This is a genomic window from Cryptosporangium phraense (assembly GCF_006912135.1).
In the GTDB taxonomy this organism is placed as follows: Bacteria; Actinomycetota; Actinomycetes; order Mycobacteriales; family Cryptosporangiaceae; genus Cryptosporangium; species Cryptosporangium phraense.
Genome location: NZ_VIRS01000034.1, coordinates 14331 through 31426, shown reverse-complemented (window position 1 = coordinate 31426; position 17096 = coordinate 14331). Strand labels below are relative to the sequence as shown.

At 71.2% G+C, this 17096-nt stretch carries 19 protein-coding genes; 7 read left to right on the top strand and 12 right to left on the bottom strand.

Annotated features, from left to right (window positions below; all coding sequences use genetic code 11):
* Positions 1–366 precede the first annotated feature (366 nt).
* The 5 genes from FL583_RS33010 to FL583_RS32990 are packed head-to-tail and all read left to right on the top strand — an operon-like array spanning position 367 to position 3685.
* On the top strand, positions 367–1284 hold the full coding sequence (locus FL583_RS33010; protein WP_170323992.1) for a metal ABC transporter substrate-binding protein: 918 nt from the start codon (positions 367–369) through the stop codon (positions 1282–1284).
* Positions 1281–2066, top strand: coding sequence for a metal ABC transporter ATP-binding protein (locus tag FL583_RS33005; RefSeq protein WP_205752686.1), 786 nt, complete (start codon positions 1281–1283; stop codon positions 2064–2066). Before FL583_RS33010 ends, FL583_RS33005 begins: the two co-directional genes overlap by 4 nt.
* Positions 2063–2923 (top strand): metal ABC transporter permease, encoded by an 861-nt coding sequence (locus FL583_RS33000; protein ID WP_142708805.1) that lies wholly within the window; start codon positions 2063–2065, stop codon positions 2921–2923. Before FL583_RS33005 ends, FL583_RS33000 begins: the two co-directional genes overlap by 4 nt.
* A complete protein-coding gene (locus FL583_RS32995) occupies positions 2920–3255 on the top strand; it encodes an ArsR/SmtB family transcription factor (RefSeq protein ID WP_142708804.1) in 336 nt (111 codons plus the stop codon). The genes FL583_RS33000 and FL583_RS32995 overlap by 4 nt, the downstream gene beginning before the upstream one ends.
* Before the next feature lie 31 nt (positions 3256–3286).
* Positions 3287–3685 carry a Fur family transcriptional regulator gene (locus tag FL583_RS32990; RefSeq protein ID WP_170323991.1) on the top strand — a complete coding sequence of 133 codons (399 nt, stop codon included), beginning with the start codon at positions 3287–3289 and terminating at the stop codon, positions 3683–3685.
* Here FL583_RS32990 and FL583_RS32985 read toward each other — a convergent pair.
* Positions 3632–4666 carry a zinc-binding dehydrogenase gene (locus FL583_RS32985; protein ID WP_142708802.1) on the bottom strand — a complete coding sequence of 345 codons (1035 nt, stop codon included), beginning with the start codon at positions 4664–4666 and terminating at the stop codon, positions 3632–3634. The genes FL583_RS32990 and FL583_RS32985 overlap by 54 nt on opposite strands.
* Positions 4667–4745: 79 nt before the next feature.
* Between FL583_RS32985 and FL583_RS32980 the strand changes: the two genes are divergently transcribed.
* Positions 4746–5399 (top strand): TetR/AcrR family transcriptional regulator, encoded by a 654-nt coding sequence (locus tag FL583_RS32980; protein WP_142708801.1) that lies wholly within the window; start codon positions 4746–4748, stop codon positions 5397–5399.
* A 723-nt stretch (positions 5400–6122) separates the two neighbouring features.
* Here FL583_RS32980 and FL583_RS32975 read toward each other — a convergent pair.
* Genes FL583_RS32975 through FL583_RS32960 form a run of 4 tightly spaced genes read right to left on the bottom strand, consistent with a single transcriptional unit; the run spans position 6123 to position 9431 of the window.
* Complete coding sequence (locus tag FL583_RS32975; RefSeq protein WP_142708800.1) at positions 6123–6917, bottom strand: isoprenyl transferase; 795 nt, start codon at positions 6915–6917, stop codon at positions 6123–6125.
* Positions 6914–7657, bottom strand: a complete 744-nt coding sequence (gene recO / locus FL583_RS32970; protein ID WP_142708799.1) for a DNA repair protein RecO — start codon at positions 7655–7657, stop codon at positions 6914–6916. Before recO ends, FL583_RS32975 begins: the two co-directional genes overlap by 4 nt.
* Before the next feature lie 3 nt (positions 7658–7660).
* Entirely contained in the window at positions 7661–8554 is an 894-nt protein-coding gene (era, locus tag FL583_RS32965) for a GTPase Era (RefSeq protein WP_142708798.1), read from the bottom strand.
* 4 nt (positions 8555–8558) lie between these two features.
* Complete coding sequence (locus tag FL583_RS32960) at positions 8559–9431, bottom strand: helix-turn-helix transcriptional regulator (protein WP_142708797.1); 873 nt, start codon at positions 9429–9431, stop codon at positions 8559–8561.
* A 103-nt stretch (positions 9432–9534) separates the two neighbouring features.
* On the opposite strand from FL583_RS32960, the gene FL583_RS32955 reads away from it, so the two are divergent.
* Positions 9535–10299 carry an SDR family oxidoreductase gene (locus FL583_RS32955; protein ID WP_205752685.1) on the top strand — a complete coding sequence of 255 codons (765 nt, stop codon included), beginning with the start codon at positions 9535–9537 and terminating at the stop codon, positions 10297–10299.
* An 8-nt stretch (positions 10300–10307) separates the two neighbouring features.
* On the opposite strand, the gene FL583_RS32950 is transcribed toward FL583_RS32955, so the two are convergent.
* From FL583_RS32950 to dnaJ, 7 genes are all read right to left on the bottom strand, one after another.
* The gene (locus FL583_RS32950) at positions 10308–10643 is read right to left on the bottom strand and encodes a cytidine deaminase (protein WP_142708796.1); all 336 of its coding nucleotides are present in this window, start codon (positions 10641–10643) and stop codon (positions 10308–10310) included.
* Positions 10636–11952 carry a hemolysin family protein gene (locus FL583_RS32945; protein WP_142708795.1) on the bottom strand — a complete coding sequence of 439 codons (1317 nt, stop codon included), beginning with the start codon at positions 11950–11952 and terminating at the stop codon, positions 10636–10638. The genes FL583_RS32950 and FL583_RS32945 overlap by 8 nt, the downstream gene beginning before the upstream one ends.
* A complete protein-coding gene (ybeY, locus tag FL583_RS32940) occupies positions 11952–12461 on the bottom strand; it encodes an rRNA maturation RNase YbeY (protein ID WP_142708794.1) in 510 nt (169 codons plus the stop codon). The genes FL583_RS32945 and ybeY overlap by 1 nt, the downstream gene beginning before the upstream one ends.
* A gap of 20 nt (positions 12462–12481) precedes the next feature.
* Positions 12482–13507: a PhoH family protein gene (locus tag FL583_RS32935; protein ID WP_142708793.1), complete on the bottom strand. Its 1026-nt coding sequence runs from the start codon at positions 13505–13507 to the stop codon at positions 12482–12484.
* Positions 13508–13729: 222 nt separating this feature from the next.
* Positions 13730–15064, bottom strand: a complete 1335-nt coding sequence (locus FL583_RS32930; RefSeq protein ID WP_142708792.1) for a serine hydrolase domain-containing protein — start codon at positions 15062–15064, stop codon at positions 13730–13732.
* 61 nt (positions 15065–15125) lie between these two features.
* On the bottom strand, positions 15126–15860 hold the full coding sequence (locus FL583_RS32925; RefSeq protein WP_142708791.1) for a 16S rRNA (uracil(1498)-N(3))-methyltransferase: 735 nt from the start codon (positions 15858–15860) through the stop codon (positions 15126–15128).
* Positions 15861–15939: 79 nt separating this feature from the next.
* Complete coding sequence (gene dnaJ / locus FL583_RS32920) at positions 15940–17076, bottom strand: molecular chaperone DnaJ (RefSeq protein ID WP_142708790.1); 1137 nt, start codon at positions 17074–17076, stop codon at positions 15940–15942.
* Positions 17077–17096 lie beyond the last annotated feature (20 nt).

The following is a 17096-nucleotide window of genomic DNA, read 5'->3' as shown; positions in this document are numbered from 1 at the left end:
CGGCGCGGGAGCGTTCGGCCTGGCCGCCGCCGCAGAGGTCAGCGCCTCGATCGCCCGGCCGCGATCCGTGGCGTCGCCGGGACCGCGATGCCGGACTCCGCCCCACCGCACCGCGGCGACGGCGGGATCTGTCGACCCGTCCGCAGCGCCCTACCCGCGCGAGAGAGGCACGAAGACTCCGTCGCCCAGCTAGCAGTACCGCTCACTCAGCGCGCCACCGAGCCCTCAAGTCAAGCGGGAGCGCACGCGCCACAGCCGGCAACCAGCCGGAGCAGCCCCGGCGGACACCTCCGTCACTGCGAGTAGCGTCACTCTGCGCTTATGCGAAGTTGACAATCAATCTCACCGCTAATGAGAATCGTTGTCATGTTCCACCGCCCCCTCCGAACGACCGTCGTCGCGCTCCTCGTCACCGCCGTCGCCGGATGCTCCGCCCTCACCGACGCCCAGCCCGACGGCAAACTCGACGTCGTCGCGGCCTTCTACCCCCTGCAGTTCGTCTCCGAGCAGGTGGGCGGCGACCACGTCTCGGTAACGAACCTCGTCCAGCCCGGCGTCGAACCGCACGACCTCGAGCTGAGCCCGAAGCAGGTCGCCGAGGTCACCGACGCCGACGCGGTCGTCTACCTCCGGAACTTCCAGCCCGCGGTGGACGACGCCGTCGACGAGGGCGCGAAGAACAAGTCCCTGGACGTAGCCACCGTCGCCCCCCTGAAGGACGGCTACGTCCCGCTCGAAGAGGGCGAGCTGCACCACGACGAGAAGGGCAAGGACCCGCACGTCTGGCTCGACCCGACCCGGCTGGCCGGCATCGCCGACGCGGTGGCGAAAGAATTCGGCCGGCGCGACCCCGCGAACGCAGCGGAATACACGGCCAACGCCAAGGCTTTGGACTCCAAGCTGGCGACGCTCGACGGCGAGTACAAATCCGGCCTGGCGAACTGCCAACAGAAAACGATAGTCGTGAGCCACAACGCGTTCGGTTACCTCTCTGCGAGGTACGGTCTCACCCAGGTGCCGATCACCGGGCTCACCCCGGAAGAGGAACCGTCCGCAGCCCGCCTGGCCGAGACCGCGGCGTACGCGAAAAAGAACGGGGTCACAGTGATCTTCTTCGAGACGTTGGTCAGTCCGAAGATCGCCGAGGCGCTGGCGCGCGAGGTAGGTGCGAAAGCCGAGGTCCTCGACCCGATCGAGGGCATCGCCAAGGACAGCAAGGACGACTACTTCTCGGTGATGCGCTCGAACCTGACGACGTTGCGAGGCGCGTTGTCGTGTCGGTGAAGACCCAGGACGTCGTGACGACCGCGCCGGTCGCGGGCGTCGACGCGGTGACCGTCGTGCTCGGGGAGCGCCCCGTGCTGCGGGACGTGTCACTGTCGGTGAACCCCGGCGAGGTCGTGGCCCTGCTCGGCTCGAACGGCTCCGGCAAGTCGACGCTCGTGCGCACGCTGCTCGGCCTGGTCCCGGTTTCGGCCGGTGAGGTGACGCTGTTCGGCACGCCGCTGGCCCGGTTCGCCGACTGGCGTCGCGTCGGATACGTACCGCAACGGTCGGGGGCCGCGACCGGCGTGCCGGCAACCGTCCGCGAAGTGGTCACCAGCGGGCGCCTGGCCCGGCGGGGCTTCCTCCGCCGGCCGTCGGCGGCCGACAAGGCCGCGGTGACCGACGCCCTGGAGACGGTCGGTCTGGCCGACCGGGCCCGCGAGCGGGTCTCGACGCTCTCCGGCGGCCAGCAGCAGCGGGTGCTGATCGCCCGCGCGCTGGCCGGTGAGCCCGACCTGCTCGTCCTGGACGAGCCGAACGCCGGCGTCGACGCGGCCAACCAGCGCGCGTTCGCCGACACGGTGGCCCGACTGGTGGCGCGGGGCACGACGCTGCTGATCGTCCTGCACGAGGTCGGCCCGCTCGCCGAACTGCTCACCCGCACGGTGGTGCTCGACCACGGCCACATCGTCCACGACGGCGCCCCGTGGGCCCCCGGCTACGTCGACACCGACCGGCACCACGTCCACGGCAACCCGCCGACGCCGGACCTGACGCACGCGCCCGGGCCGATCCGATGAGCATCCTCCACTACGGCTTCATGGTCCGCGCGCTGATCGCCGCGGTGCTGGTCGGGCTCACCGCGCCGGCCGTCGGCATCTACCTCGTGCAGCGGCGGATGTCGCTGGTCGGCGACGGCATCGGGCACATCGCGCTGACCGGCGTCGCGCTCGGGTTCCTCACCGGCACGTCGCCGGTCCTCACCGCGGTGGTGGTCGCGGCCGTCGGTGCGGTCGCGGTCGAGCTGATCCGGTCGCGCGGCGGCGCGTCGGGTGACGTCGCGCTGGCGATGCTGTTCTACGGCGGGATCGCCGGTGGCGTCCTGCTGATCAGCCTGGCCGCGGGCAGCAGCAACGTGAACCTGCTCGGGTACCTGTTCGGGTCGCTGCTGACGACCGCACCGTCGGACCTGCTGGTGATGGGCATCCTGGGCGCGGTCGTGCTGGCGTTCACGATCGGGCTGCGTCCGTGGCTGTTCGCGATCTGCCACGACGAGGAGTTCGCCCGGGTGTCCGGGGTGCCGGTGCGCGTGCTGAACATCGCGCTGGCCGTGTCGGCCGCGGTGACCGTGACCGTCGCGATGCGGGTCGTCGGCGTACTGCTGGTCAGCGCGCTGATGGTGGTGCCGGTCGCGACCGCTCAGCAGGTCGCGCGGGGGTTCGTCGCGACGATGGCCGGCGCGATGGCGCTGAGCGTGACGATCGCGCTGACCGGCGCGGTCGGTTCGTTCTATCTGGACGTTCCGTCCGGCGCGTCGATCGTCGTGCTGGCCGTGCTGGTGTTCGTCGTGGTGACGGTGATGGCCGCGCTGGGGCGCCGGCTGGCCCGGCGGTCCGCGGTCAGCCGTGAACCCGACCGCGAACCGGCGCCGGTATGACCGAATCGCCGGTCGAGGCGGTCGGGCGGCTGGAGCCCGTCGGCGACTACGCGCCGGCCGCCGAGCTGCTGCGGGCCCTGGCCTCGCCGCTCCGGATCGCGATCGTCATGCGGCTCGACACCGGCGCGCTCTGCGTCCACGAGCTGGTCGACGCCCTCGGCGTCCCGCAGCCGCTGGTGTCCCAGCACCTGCGGGTCCTCCGCGGAGCGGGCGTCGTCGAGTCCCACCGCCGCGGCCGCGAGGTCGCGTACTCGCTCACCGACGCGCACGTCGCCCACGTCGTGCGGGACGCGGTCGCGCACGCCGCCCATGCTCCCGGAAACCTGAGATGATCACTGGTGAGCGCCACCGGGAGGAATGAACATGCAGGCGAGTGTCGGCCGGACCACGCGTCAGCGGACGGCGGTCATGGCGCTGCTCTCCGAGGTCGAAGAGTTCCGTAGCGCGCAGGAGCTGCACGAGCTGCTCCGCCACCGCGGCGAGTCCGTCGGGCTGACGACCGTCTACCGCACGCTGCAGGCGCTCGCGGACGCCGAGGAGATCGACGTCATGCGCCCGCCCGGCGGCGAGCACCTCTACCGACGCTGCTCCAGCGGCCACCACCACCACCTGGTCTGCCGGGTCTGCGGGCGCACCGTCGAGGTCGCCGGGCCCACCGTCGAGAGCTGGGCGAACAAGATCGCCGCCGAGCACGGGTTCGCCGACGTCTCACACACCCTGGAGATCTTCGGCACCTGCGCCGAGTGCGCGGCCGCGGCCTGAGATCTCCAGCACGGCCTTCCCGGTGATCCGCCCGTCGCTCAGTGCGGTCAGCGCCTCCCGCGCCTGGTCGAGCGCGTACCGCGCCGATACGGCCGACGAGAGCCGGCCCGCCGCCGCCTCGTCCAGCACGGTGGCCAGGTCGGTCCGGAACGCGCGCGTCCCATTGCGGACGTAGTAGAGCGACGCCCGGCGGCCGTCGCGCCGCAACCGGCTGCGGGCGTTCCAGGCGGCGATCTTGCGCAGCGCGACGATCGCCGGAGCGAACCGGACGCCGGTGGCGTGCAGCGTCGACTGACTGCCGTACCAGACCAACCGCCCGCCGGGCGCCAGCAGCCGCCAGGAGTCGTCGAAGCCGGGACCGCCGATCGGATCGAGCACCACGTCGACGCCGTCCGGCGCCAGCGCGCGGACGCGATCGGGCAGCCCGGGGCCGTGGTAGTCGACCGGCGTCGCCCCGAACCCGCGCACCGCGTGGTGCTTGGCCGGGGACGCGGTGCCGATGACGGTGGCGCCCGCGGCCACGGCCAGCTGCGTCAGTAGCGTCCCCACCCCGCCGGAGGCGCCGAGGACGAGCACGGTCTCGCCGGGCCGCACCCGCGCGGACCGGTGGAGCAGTTGGTAGGCGGTGACGCCGTTCGTGACCAGCGCGACCGCGTCGGCCGGGGCGAGCCCGGCCGGGACCTCGACCACCTGCCTCGCGGGCCGCACGACGAGCTCGGCCCAGGCGCCGTGGCGGGTCATGGCCGCGACCCGCTGCCCGGCACGCGGTCCGTCGACGACGGTGCCGACGAGGTCGTAGCCGGGCACGAACGGGAACCGGGGCTGGCCCGGGTAGCGCCCGAGTGCCATCTGGACCTCGGCGAACATCACGCCGGCGGCCTCGACCGCGATCAGCAGCTCGGAGCGCCGAGGAGCCCGGAGCGTCTGGTCGCGAACCACCAATCGACCCGGCCCGTCGAGTACCGCCGCACGTGTCTTCACGCTAGACCCCCTCCGTCTTGTTAGAAGTTCTAACTCAAGCGTGAAGCTGTTACGGTGGCGCTGTCAAGGGGGTGGTTCGGTGACCGACCGGCGCCAGCGGTACCGCGAGCAGACCCGCGACGAGGCCAAGCAGGTCGCGCTGCGTCAGCTGGCCGAGTCGGGCACCGGCGGCCTGTCGCTCAACGCGATCGCGCGCGAGATCGGGATGTCCGGCCCGGCGCTCTACCGCTACTTCGCCAACCGGGACGAGCTGCTGACGGCGCTGGTCAGCGACGGTTTCACGGCGATCGCGGAAGCCCTGGAGAGCGCGGCCGACCGCGGTGACCGGCCGGACCAGCGGTTGCGGGCCGTGCTGCACGCGTTCCGGACCTGGGCGCTGGCCGAACCCCACTGGTACCAGCTGCTGTTCGGCACGCCGGTTCCCGGCTACCGCGCCCCGGCCGGCACGATCGCCGCGGCCGCGCGCATGTTCACCGCCGTGCTGGGCGCGATCGCCGCGGTCGCGGCCGAACGCGGGACGCCCGCGCCGCCGCCGACCCCGCTCGATGCGCAGCTCGGGTCCTGGTACGCCGACCCGGCGGCGCCTCCGCACCTGGTGCGCGCGACCGTCGTCGCCTGGTCCCGCCTGCACGGCGTGCTGAGCCTGGAGCTACAGCAGGCCTTCGGCCCGATGGAATTCGACGTTTCCCTGCTCTACGAAGCCGAAGTAGACGCCATCCTGGCGGGCATCTAGCACTCGAGGGGTGGGCCCGCCGGCTCGATGCGGCCAAGCCAACACCGCTTCCCGACCGCCCGCCCGTCGCTCGGGACGCAAACGTGAATAAGACATTCATTTGGTCTCGGCAACATCCTGCGGCACGCCGGAAACCGGTGCACACTTCGGTCAGCGGTACCGCCCCGGTAAGGGGTCGCCACCTCCCGGGGCGGTGCCCAGAACTGAGGACCGCCGATCCGCCATAACCCTCCAGAATCGCCCTCAGCGCGATCTGAATAAGACCGCCGATCCGCCATAACCCTCCAGAATCGCCCTCAGCGCGATCTGAATAAGACCGCCGATCCGCCATAACCCTCCAGAATCGCCCTCAGCGCGATCTGTATAGGACCGCCGATCCGCCATGAGCTGCATCGCCCTCAGCTCATGGCGGTCGGCGGGTCCGCCCGGGCACGACAGCACAGGTGGGGTTTCCGTAGCTGTCGTACCCGGATCTTCACCCGGCGTCCGAAGGGCCCGCAACGAACACCGGGGAGAGCGGACCGCGACCAGCGGCGTCCGGAGTAACCGCCGCCGGACCGCTGTACGCGCGGCCGGGCACCAGACCGGGAACTGGCACCCGACCGCTCTCCACCCGACGCTCCCCGGCGAGGCGAACCCCGCGACCGTCGGGCGAGACCGCCCGAGATCCATTGGGCCCTATGCCATCACCGAACGGTAGAGTGACGCAGCGTTCATTCACTTTCACATAGCGTCAGCAGAGGCTACCGGGTTCGGAATCGCTCCGCCGTACCGCCGATCACGCGACGCGTAGATCTCGCACGCCCGCCAGATGTTCCGCCGGTCGAAGTCCGGGAACAGCGTGTCGTCGAAGACCAGTTCCGCGTACGCCGACTGCCAGAGCAGGAAGTTCGAGATCCGCTGCTCCCCCGACGACCGCACGAACAGGTCCACGTCCGGGATCGACGGCTCGTCCAGGTAGCGCGCGAACACCTTCTCGGTGATCTTGTCGGGCGAGAGCTTCCCGGCCGCGACCTCGCGGGCCAGCGCGGCGGCCGCGTCGACGATCTCGGCCCGCCCGCCGTAGTTCACGCAGAACTGCAACGTGAGGACGTCGTTGTCGACGGTCATCTCCTCGGCCGCCTCGAGCTCGGCGATCACGCTGCGCCACAACTTCGGCCGCCGACCGGCCCACCGGACCCGCACGCCCATCGCGTTGAGCTGGTCCCGCCGCCGCCGGATCACGTCCCGGTTGAACCCCATGAGAAAACGGACCTCATCCGGCGACCGCTTCCAGTTCTCGGTCGAGAACGCGTAGGCGGAGAGGTACTTGATGCCGATCTCGACGCAGCCCTCGATCACGTCGAAGAGCGAGTCCTCGCCTCGCTTGTGACCCTCCGTGCGCGGCAGCCCGCGCTGCTTGGCCCAGCGTCCGTTGCCGTCCATGATCAGCGCGACGTGCCTCGGCACGAGGTCGGCCGGGATCGCCGGCGGCCGCGCCCCACTGACATGAGGGGTCGGTGGCCGTACCTTGCTCATCGGGAAGACTCCGTTCGATCGACCAGCGGCAACGAGCGTAGGCCCCGTTCCAGGTGCCACTGCAGGTGGGCCGCGACCAGCCCGCTGGCCTCGCGCCGGGTCGGCGACTCGCTCTGCCCGGCGTGGTTCCAGTCGCCGTCGAGCAGCGCCACCATCAGCTCCAACGCCTCCACCGACGGCGACGCCGACCCCGGCGGACGACAGTTCGCGCACACACAGCCACCGGCCTGGACCGAGAACGCCCGGTGCGCGCCGCGCAGCCCGCAGACCGCGCACTCCATCAGCGCGGGCGCCCACCCGGCGTAGCTCATCGCCCGCAGCAGGTAGGCGTCCAACACCAGAGGCGACTCGTGCTCGCCGGCCGCGAGCGCGCGGAGCGCGCCGACCGTCAGCAGGTGCAGGCGGAGCGCGGGCTCGCGCTCCTCCGCGGTCAACCGCTCTGCGGTCTCCGCGATCGCGCTGGCCGCCGTGTACCGCGCGTAGTCGTCCATGATGTGCTTCCCGAACGGGTCGAGCATCTCCACCTGGCTGACGACGTCCAGCGACCGGCCCTCGTACAGCTGCAGATCGACGTGGCTGAACGGCTCCAACCGGCCACCGATCCGGCTCTTGGTCTTGCGGACGCCCTTGGCCACCGCGCGGACCCGCCCGTGCCGACGGGTGAGCAGCGTGATGATGCGGTCGGCCTCACCGAGTTGCTGCACTCGGAGGACGACGCCGATGTCCCGGTAGAGCGGCAAGTCTCAGAAACCCAACCGTCGGAGCTGTCGCGGATCACGCTGCCAGTCCTTGGCGACCTTCACCCGCAGGTCGAGGAAGACCTTCGTGCCGAGCAGCGCCTCGATCTGCCGTCGCGAGGTGCTGCCGACGTACTTGATCCGCTCGCCGCCCGCCCCGACCACGATCGCCTTCTGGCTCGGACGCTCGACGAACACGGTCGCGTGGACGTCGAGCAGGTCGTCGCGGCCCTCCCGCTGCTCCATCTCCTCGACGACGACGGCCAGCGAGTGCGGCAGCTCGTCCCGGACGCCCTCCAGCGCGGCCTCGCGGATCAGCTCGGCGACCATGACCTGCTCGGGCTCGTCGGTCAGCTCGCCGTCGGGGTAGAGCGGCGGCGACTCCGGCAGATACTTGATCAGCAGGTCGGCGAGCAGGTCGACCTGGTCGCCGGCCTGCGCCGAGACCGGCACGACCTCGGCGAAGTCGGCCAGCTCCGACACGGCCAGCAACTGTTGAGCCAGACGCTTCTTGTCGACGAGGTCGGTCTTGGTGACGACCGCGACCAGGTTCTTCTTCTTGAGCCCGACGATCTCGTCGGCGATGAACCTGTCGCCCCGCCCGACCGGCTCGTCCGCCGGCACGCACAGCGCGACGACGTCGACCTCGGCCCAGGTCGTGCGCACGAGGTCGTTGAGACGCTCCCCGAGCAGCGTCCGCGGCTTGTGCAGCCCCGGCGTATCGACGAGCACCAGCTGGGCGTCGGCCCGGTGGACGATGCCCCGCACCGTGTGCCGCGTCGTCTGCGGTTTGCTGCTGGTGATCGCGATCTTGGTACCGACCAGGGCGTTCGTCAGCGTGGATTTGCCGGCGTTGGGCCGGCCGACGAAGCACGCGAAGCCAGCACGAAAGTCGCTCACGTATTCATTCTCCCACTAGCCCGAGCACCCCGCGTCCGCCCGTCGTCTGAACCCAACTGGCCAGCAGCTGCAGCTTCTCGGCGTCCGCGCTCCCCGGGACGGCCGTGTACGTGACGAGCAGCAGATCGGGCTCACCGGGCAGCGCCAAGGTCTCGAAGGCCAGCTCCAACTCCCCGGCGATCGGGTGACGAAGGAGCTTGGCCCCGAACGTCTTCTCCTTGACCCGCTGACCGGCCCACAGCCGCACGAACTCGGGACTGCGCAGCGAGAGGTCGCCGAGCAGCGCGGCCAGCGCCGGATCGGAGGGATGCCGTCCGGCGTACAGGCGCAGATAGGCCACGGTCTCCCCGGCCACCGTCTCCCAGTCCAGGTAGAACGAGCGCGCCCGCGGATCCAGGAACGTCCACCGGGCGACGTTCGGCGGCCCGGCCGACCAGCCGGTGAATCCGTTGACCGCGTCGCCCAGCCCGTTCCACGCGACGACGTCCATCCGCCGGCCCATCACGAACGCCGGGACGGTCGCCATCATGTCCAGCAGCACCTGGAGGCCGGACCGCACCGGCCGGAGCGGGCGGCTGGGAACGGCTTCTCCGGGCCGGGCCAGGTTGCGCAGGTGCTCCCGCTCGACTTCGCTCAGGCGCAGCACCTGCGCCACCGCGTCCAGTACGGAGTCGGAGACGTTGCGGCCCCGGCCCTGCTCGAGACGCACGTAGTAGTCCGGGCTGACCCCGGCCAGCTGGGCCAGCTCCTCCCGCCGCAGGCCCGGCACCCGTCGCCGCCCCAGCACCGGCAATCCGAATTCCTCCGGCCGAACCGCATCCCGCCGTGCTCGGAGAAATGCCCCGATCTCTGACGCCCTGCCGGCCGAAGAACTCATACGCCCAGTGTGCCGACCGGCGTCCGATCGAACCTGGTTCTGCTGGAACCAGGTGAGAACGCGCCCCTGCCTAGGACCGGCCGCCCCGCCCACGCTGGTGCCCGTGTCCAACCACTATGAACTGACCGGCCGCAGCGCCCTCGTCACCGGGGCCGCCAGCGGCATGGGTGCCCGGACCGCCACGGCGCTGGCCGCCGGCGGAGCGCGAGTCGCCCTGCTGTCCCGCCGTCAGACCCGCGTCGACGACCTGGCCGCCGAGATCACCACAGCGGGTGGAGTCGCCCTTCCGGTGCCCGCCGACGTCACCGACCCGGCTTCGGTACAGGCCGCCGCCGAGCGGGTCACCGCCGAGTTCGGCGCTCCGGACCTGGTCGTCAACGCCGCCGGGGTGATGTTGCCGAACCCGATCGGCGCCGGGCGGATCGACGAATGGTCCCGGATGATCGACACCAACCTCACCGGCGCGATGCACGTCATCCAGGCCTTCCTGCCCGGCCTGCGCGCGGCCGCGGCGGACGGGCGACCAGCCGACCTGGTGAACATCTCGTCGATCGGCGCGCACGTCGTGTTTCCGGAGTACGCCGTCTACTCGGCGACGAAGGCGGCCCTGACCCAGCTCTCCGCGTCCCTCCGGACCGAACTGGGTCCGGACGCCATCCGGGTGACCAACATCGAACCCGGCCTCACCGACAGCGAGCTCGGCGAGCACATCGACAACCCGCGGCTCTCCGCCCAGCTGGACGGCATGTTCGCGACGATGCAAGCGCTCACCAGCGGCGACATCGCGGACCTCATCGCGTACGTCACGTCCCGCCCCCGGCACGTCAACCTGCGCCAGGTGATCGTCCTGCCGACGTCCCAGAGCTGACCGCGCCGTCAGGCGCGCGCCACCACCGCGCCGGACGGGTCGGCGATCAAAATCGGCGCACCGGGCGTCAGGTCTCGGACCGCGGCCGTCCCCGCCGCCTCCGCCACACCGGATGCCGTCACCACCGCGGCCGCCTCCAGGCCCGGCGCACCGCTGGACACCGCCATCGCCACCGCCACCTGCAGAGCCGACAACGACAGCGACGGCAGCGCCACCGTGGAGGCCGCATACGTCCGGCCATCCGTGTCTCGCACGGCCGCCCCCTCGGGAGCGCCGTTGCGCGCCCGGGTCGAGCGGGCCAGCGTGACGATCTTGGCGTCTTCGGGATCGAGAGCGTCAGACATCGGCGGTGTGCGTCTCCTCAGCCGGTACGTCGTCGTCGGACGAAGGTTCGAGCCGCCGGACCAGAACCGTGTCGATCCGGTTCCGCCGGCCGCCCGCGCTCTCCGCGGTCAGCTCCAGGCCCTGGATGCGCACCGACGCCCCGGGGATCGGCACCTTCCCGAGCTCGTGCGCGAGCAGCCCACCGACCGTCTCGATGTCGTCCGAATAGTCCGGCAGCTCGACGTCGAGCAGCTCGCCGAGGTCCTCGACCGGCAGCCGGGCGGTGACCCGCACCGAGCCGTCGTCGAGGTTCTCGACCGGCGGCCGCTCGTTGTCGTACTCGTCGGCGATCTCGCCGACGATCTCCTCGAGAATGTCTTCGATCGTCACCAGCCCGGCGGTGCCGCCGTACTCGTCGATCACGATCGCCATGTGGATCCGCCGCTGCTGCATCTCGCGCAGCAGGTCGGCCACCGGCTTGGACTCCGGCACGAACTCCGCGTCGCGCATGACCTGCTCGACCCGCAACTGGCGGTCGGCCTCCGGCTGACCCTGCACCCGCCGGACCATGTCCTTCAGATAGGCGACGCCGACGATGTCGTCGATGCTCTCGCCCAGTACCGGGATCCGCGAGAACCCGCTGCGCAACGCCAGCGACGTCGCCTGGCGGACGGTCTTCGTGCGCTCGATCCAGACGATCTCCGGCCGGGGCACCATCACCTCGCGGACGATCGTGTCGCCGAGCTCGAACACCGAGTGAATCATCTCGCGCTCGTCGCTCTCCACGACCCCGCGCTGCTCGGCCAGGTCGACCAGCTCGCGCAGCTCGGTCTCGGTCGCGAACGGGCCCTCCCGGAACCCGCGGCCGGGCGTCACCATGTTGCCGACGAGGATCAGCAGGCGGGCCAGCGGGTTGAGCACGCGGCCCAGCCACCGGGTGATCCCGGCGCTCGCCAGCGCGACCGGGTACGGGTGCAGCCGGCCGATCGTCCGCGGCCCGACGCCGATCAGCACGAAGCTGATCACGGTCATGCTCGCCGCCGTGACCAGCGCGGCCAGCCACCCGGGGCCCCAGCGGTCGATCGCGACCAGCGCCACCAGGACGATCGACGTCGTCTCGCAGGCCAGCCGGATCAGCAGCAACAGGCTGACGTGCACCGGCAGGTTGCCCAGCAGCGCGACCAGGTTCCCGGCCCCCCGGGTGCCCGCGCGCTGCATCTCCTCGGCGCGGGCCCGGGAGAGCTGGTTGAACGCGGTGTCGGCGGCCGCGACCGCCCCGGCCACCACGACCAGCCCGGCCGCGGCCAGCAACAGACCCGGGGTACTCATCAGTGGTCGGAGATCGTCGGCTTGAGGTCGGCGGTCGCCGGCATGCCGATGCTCCGCCGGTACGCGCTGACCAGCCGGTTCTGCAGACCGAACATCTCGCGCTCCTCCTCCGGCTCGGCGTGGTCGTAGCCGAGCAGGTGCAGGATGCCGTGCACGGTGAGCAGCATCAGCTCGTCCGGCGTCGAGTGCCCGGCCGCCTTGGCCTGCCGCTCGGCCACCGCCGGGCAGAGGACGACGTCCCCGAGCAGCGTGGGCTCGGGGCCGTCTTCGTCGGCGCCGGGGCCGCGGTCGGCGTCCAGCTCGTCCATCGGGAACGCGAGGACGTCGGTGGGGCCGGTCTTCTCCATCCAGCGATGGTTCAGCTCGGCCATGTACCCGACGTCGATCAGCAGGATCGACAGCTCGGCCATCGGGTTGACACCCATTTCGTCCAGGGTGTTGCGGGCGACGGCCAGCAGCGCGGCCTCGTCTACCTCGTGCCCCGATTCGTTCGAGATCTCGATCGACATTGCTCTATCCAACACCCGCGTCAGTTGCGGCGGCCCGGGCGGCCACCCGCGGCGCGTCGGCCGCCACCGTCGTGGTCGGCGTCGTAGCGCGCGTACGCGTCGACGATGTCGCCGACCAGCCGGTGCCGCACGACGTCGGTGCTGGAGAGCTCGGCGAAGTGCACGTCGTCGACGCCGTCCAGGATTTCCCGGACGACCCGCAGGCCGCTGGTGGCGCCGCCGGGCAGGTCGACCTGGGTCACGTCGCCGGTGACGACGATCTTCGAGCCGAACCCGAGCCGGGTCAGGAACATCTTCATCTGCTCGGCCGTGGTGTTCTGGGCCTCGTCGAGGATGATGAACGCGTCGTTGAGCGTGCGGCCGCGCATGTAGGCCAGCGGGGCGACCTCGATCGTGCCGGCCTGCATGAGGCGCGGAATCGAGTCGGGGTCGACCATGTCGTGCAGCGCGTCGTAGAGCGGCCGCAGGTACGGGTCGATCTTCTCGTAGAGCGTGCCGGGCAGGAAGCCGAGCCGCTCGCCCGCCTCGACCGCCGGCCGGGTCAGGATGATGCGGTTGACCTGCTTGGCCTGCAGCGCCTGGACGGCCTTGGCCATCGCCAGATACGTCTTGCCAGTACCGGCCGGGCCGATGCCGAACACGATCGTGTGGTCGTCGATCGCGTCGACGTACCGCTTCTGGTTGAGGGTTTTCGGACGAATTGTCTTCCCGCGCCTCGAGATGATGTTGAGGGTGAGCACCTCGGCCGGACGTTCGTCGCCGCCCGACTTGAGCATCGCGATCGTCCGGTTGACGGCGTCGGGGGTGAGTACCTCGCCGCGCTCGACCAGCGTCAGGAGCTCGGCGAAGAGCCGCTCGGCGAACGCGTTGTCGGCGGGGGAGCCGGTGAGCGTGATCTCGTTGCCGCGCACGTGGACGTCGGCTTCGACGGATCGCTCGATGAGGGAAAGAATGGCGTCACCAGAGCCCAGCAGGCTGACCATCGCGTGGGCGTCAGGGACGACGATGCGGGTTTGCGCCGTGGTAGGCGCTTTGATTTCTGCCATGGGCCGGCCGGGGAGGCCGCTTCCGCCTGCTCTCGTTCTCGGGATCTACCAGTACCCCAAGCTTACCGGCCGAGATCCCCGTGTGGCTCGTGAGAATCGAGGCGAGCCAGGTACCCGCGTCTCGTTACGGACACGGAGCGTCCAGCAAGAAATTGCTGTTCGAAGGCACTCGAAACAGCAATTTCTTGCTGGACGGTCGCCGTCCGGAATGCGGCCCGTCCGTTATGCGTAAGTTTCCTGATCGCGGGTGAAACGGTACGTCGCCCACCGCATGTACGAAACCGTCCCGTCGGGATCCCGGAACAGCTCCAGCCGCTCCCCCGCCTCCCGGCCGGAGACCGTGCGCAGCAGGTCGGGCGCCTCGAACGCGAACACCGCGGGCGGGGCCGCCGCCACCGCCGACGCCGACCGCGCCTCGAGATGCCCCTTCGTCCACCGGAACACGAACTCGGACCCCTCCGACCACCACCGCCCGAGGATCCCGGCGTACTCCCGCGGGGCCGCGTCTCCGATGACGAACGGCTCGACGTCCATCGGGTCTTCCCGCAGCGAGGCCGCGATCAGCTGGTGCGGCGCCGCCACGATGCCCCCGGCAGTGCCCGACGACCCGAGCACCGCGGCCCCGATCGTCACGCCCCGGCGGCACCAGACCCCGGCCAGGAACCCGGGCATCGCGCCGTTGTGCCCGATGTCGATGGCCCGGTCGCTCCCGATCCCCTGGGGCGCGACCTGCAACCCCAGCCCCCACCCGGTGTGCCAGTGCACCGGGTCGGTGACGACGACCGGCTCGTACATCTCCTCGAGCGTCGACCGGGCGATCACCGCCGGGTCGGGCTGGGCCAGGAACAGCGCCCAGCGGGCCATGTCGTCGGCCGTGCTCCAGAGCTGGGCCGCGGCCGCGGCTCCGGCCAGGTCGAAGTGCGGCTCCGGACGGGCGAAATCGCTGTACGCCTCGACCAGGTATCCCTGCGCGGCGTCGTCCCGGGGCTGCACGGTGGTGTCGGTCAGCCCCAGCGGCGTCAGCAGCCGGTCCTGCAGCACGTCCGGCCACGACGACCCGGTCTTCGCCGCCACCAGATGCCCCAGCAGCGCGAATCCCAGGTTCGAGTAGTGCCAGCGCCGTCGCGGCGACAGCACCGCTTCCGCCTTCGCGACCTCCTCCAGCAGCCGAGGCCCGTCCGGGACGTCGATCGTGTCCCACAGGTTGCCCCACGGCTCGCGCTGCAGCCCGGACGTGTGGTTGAGCACGCTCCGGATCGTCAGCTGGCCGTGGGCGGGCAGCGCCAGGTGGGCGTCGAGCTGGTCGTCGAGGTCGAGCATCCCGGCGTCACGCAGCTGGAGCACGAGCACCGCGGTGAACGTCTTGGTGACCGATCCGATGCGGAACTGAGTGGCCGGCCGAACCGGTCTGCCCGCTCCCGCGTCTCCGATGTGGAACGTCCACGCAGGACGATCAGCGCGGGTGACCGCCGCCGAAATGGCGGGAACCCGCTCGTCGGCCTGCAGCGTTCGGATGATTCGCTCGCAGGCAGTAGCTGCCTCGTCGGCCGGTGTCATCCCGGATCTCCTCTCACCGCCGCAAGAAGAGCCTATCCAGCCGTCCGTACTGTTATGCCGCTCAAGTCCAACGTGCGGTTCGCGCGTTGAGAATCGCAAGCGCGGCGACACCGGCCGTGGACGTCCTCAGCACGGTCGGCCCGAGCCGCACCGGCCGGGCCCCGGCCGCGACGAACCCGTTCAGCTCGTCCGGCGCTATCCCGCCTTCCGGCCCCACGACCAGCGCCACCGATCCGGTCGCCCGGTCGAGCGGGGTCACGGCCAGCGGCTCGTCGGCGTCCTCGTGCAGGATCAACGCCAGATCGACGTCGCCGAGCACCCGAAGCACGTCCGCAGTGGAGGCGAGATCGGAGATCTCGGGCAGCCAGAGCCGCCGGGACTGCTTGGCCGCTTCGCGGCCGGTGCTGCGCCACCGGGCCAGCGCCTTGTCGCCGCGGGCTTCCTTCCAGCGGGTGACCGACCGCGAGGCCTGCCAGGGAACGACGACGTCGACCCCGGCCTCGGTCATCATCTCGACCGCGGCTTCGCCGCGATCACCCTTCGGCAGCGCCTGCACGACGGTGACCGTCGGCGTCGGCCGGAGCACCTGCTCCACGCTCCGGACGTCGAGCCGCAGCGAATCGCGCTCGGCCGCCACGACGACGCAGGACGCCTGGCCGCCGGCGCCGTCGGCGAGCAGCAACGTCTCCCCCGGCCCGAGCCGGCGCACCAGTGCGGCGTGCCGGCCCTCGGGCCCGTCGAGCACCGCCGGGCCGACCGGCGGCAGCTCGTCAATCAGGAAGACCGGATCCGTCATGACGACTCCTCCCTAGCGGTCGGAGCCGTCATGACCGATAGATCCACTCTGCTAGCCGGACCTCGCGCAAGCGCTCGGTCTAGGCGTGTCCGTTGAACGCGTCACGGACCTTGGAGAAAAAACCGCCCTGCGCGCGCATCGGCTCGGGGCGCTCCTCACCCCGCAGCTTCGCCAGCTCGCGCATCAGCCGCTCCTGCTCCGCGTCGAGACGCGTCGGCGTCCGGACCTCGAGGTGGACGTGCAGGTCGCCCCGGCCGCTGCCCCGCAGGTGCGGCACACCCCGCGCGCGGACCCGGACCACGGTGCCGGGCTGGGTGCCCGCCTTGACCTCGATCTGCTCCTCGCCGTCGAGCGTCTTGAGGTTGATGTTCGTGCCCAGCGACGCCGCGGTCATCGGCAGCGAGACCCGGCAGTGCAGGTCGTCGCCCTGACGGGTGAAGACGTCGTGCGGGCGCTCGTGCACCTCGACGTAGAGGTCGCCGGGAGGACCACCGCCCGGGCCGACCTCGCCCTCGCCGGCCAGCCGGATCCGCATGCCGTCTTCCACCCCGGCCGGGACCTTGACGGTCAGCGTCCGGCGGCTGCGCACCCGGCCGTCGCCGGCGCAGCCGGGGCAGGGGTGCGGGATGACCGTGCCGAAGCCCTGACAGGCCGCACAGGGCCGGGACGTCATGACCTGGCCGAGGAACGAGCGCTGGACCGTCTGGACCTCACCGCGTCCACCGCAGACCTCGCAGGTGGCCGGGTGGGTGCCGGGAGCGGTGCCGGCGCCGGAACACGTGGTGCAGCGCACCGCGGTGTCGACGGTGAGTTCCTGGTTGACGCCGAACGCCATGTCGACCAGGTCGAGGTCGAGCCGGATCAGCGCGTCGGAACCGGGCCGGGTCCGCGGACGCGGGCCGCGCGTGGTGGCGCCGCCGAAGAACGCGTCCATGATGTCCTGGAAGCCCATCGTGAACGGACCGCCGGGGCCGCCGGCCGGGCCGCCGCCACCGCCGGGCGCCATCGGGTCGCCGCCGAGGTCGACCAGCTCGCGCTTGGCCGGATCGGACAGCACCTCGTACGCGACCGAGACGTCCTTGAACTTCTCCTGTGCCTCGGCATCAGGGTTCACGTCCGGGTGCAGCTCGCGCGCGAGCCGGCGGTAGGCCCGTTTGATCTCCTCGGGCGTCGCGTCCCGCGCCACGCCGAGGATGCCGTAGTAGTCCTTCGCCACGTGTGTGTCCCCAACTCCGG

Excerpts from the sequence above, each read along its gene's own strand:
- FL583_RS33010 (WP_170323992.1), top strand. The coding sequence starts at position 367 with ATGTTCCACCGCCCCCTCCGAACGACCGTCGTCGCGCTCCTCGTCACC.
- FL583_RS33000 (WP_142708805.1), top strand. The coding sequence starts at position 2,063 with ATGAGCATCCTCCACTACGGCTTCATGGTCCGCGCGCTGATCGCCGCG.
- FL583_RS32995 (WP_142708804.1), top strand. The coding sequence starts at position 2,920 with ATGACCGAATCGCCGGTCGAGGCGGTCGGGCGGCTGGAGCCCGTCGGC.
- FL583_RS32990 (WP_170323991.1), top strand. The coding sequence starts at position 3,287 with ATGCAGGCGAGTGTCGGCCGGACCACGCGTCAGCGGACGGCGGTCATG.
- FL583_RS32975 (WP_142708800.1), bottom strand. The coding sequence starts at position 6,917 with ATGAGCAAGGTACGGCCACCGACCCCTCATGTCAGTGGGGCGCGGCCG.
- FL583_RS32960 (WP_142708797.1), bottom strand. The coding sequence starts at position 9,431 with ATGAGTTCTTCGGCCGGCAGGGCGTCAGAGATCGGGGCATTTCTCCGA.
- FL583_RS32950 (WP_142708796.1), bottom strand. The coding sequence starts at position 10,643 with ATGTCTGACGCTCTCGATCCCGAAGACGCCAAGATCGTCACGCTGGCC.
- FL583_RS32945 (WP_142708795.1), bottom strand. The coding sequence starts at position 11,952 with ATGAGTACCCCGGGTCTGTTGCTGGCCGCGGCCGGGCTGGTCGTGGTG.
- ybeY (WP_142708794.1), bottom strand. The coding sequence starts at position 12,461 with ATGTCGATCGAGATCTCGAACGAATCGGGGCACGAGGTAGACGAGGCC.
- FL583_RS32935 (WP_142708793.1), bottom strand. The coding sequence starts at position 13,507 with ATGGCAGAAATCAAAGCGCCTACCACGGCGCAAACCCGCATCGTCGTC.
- FL583_RS32930 (WP_142708792.1), bottom strand. The coding sequence starts at position 15,064 with ATGACACCGGCCGACGAGGCAGCTACTGCCTGCGAGCGAATCATCCGA.
- FL583_RS32925 (WP_142708791.1), bottom strand. The coding sequence starts at position 15,860 with ATGACGGATCCGGTCTTCCTGATTGACGAGCTGCCGCCGGTCGGCCCG.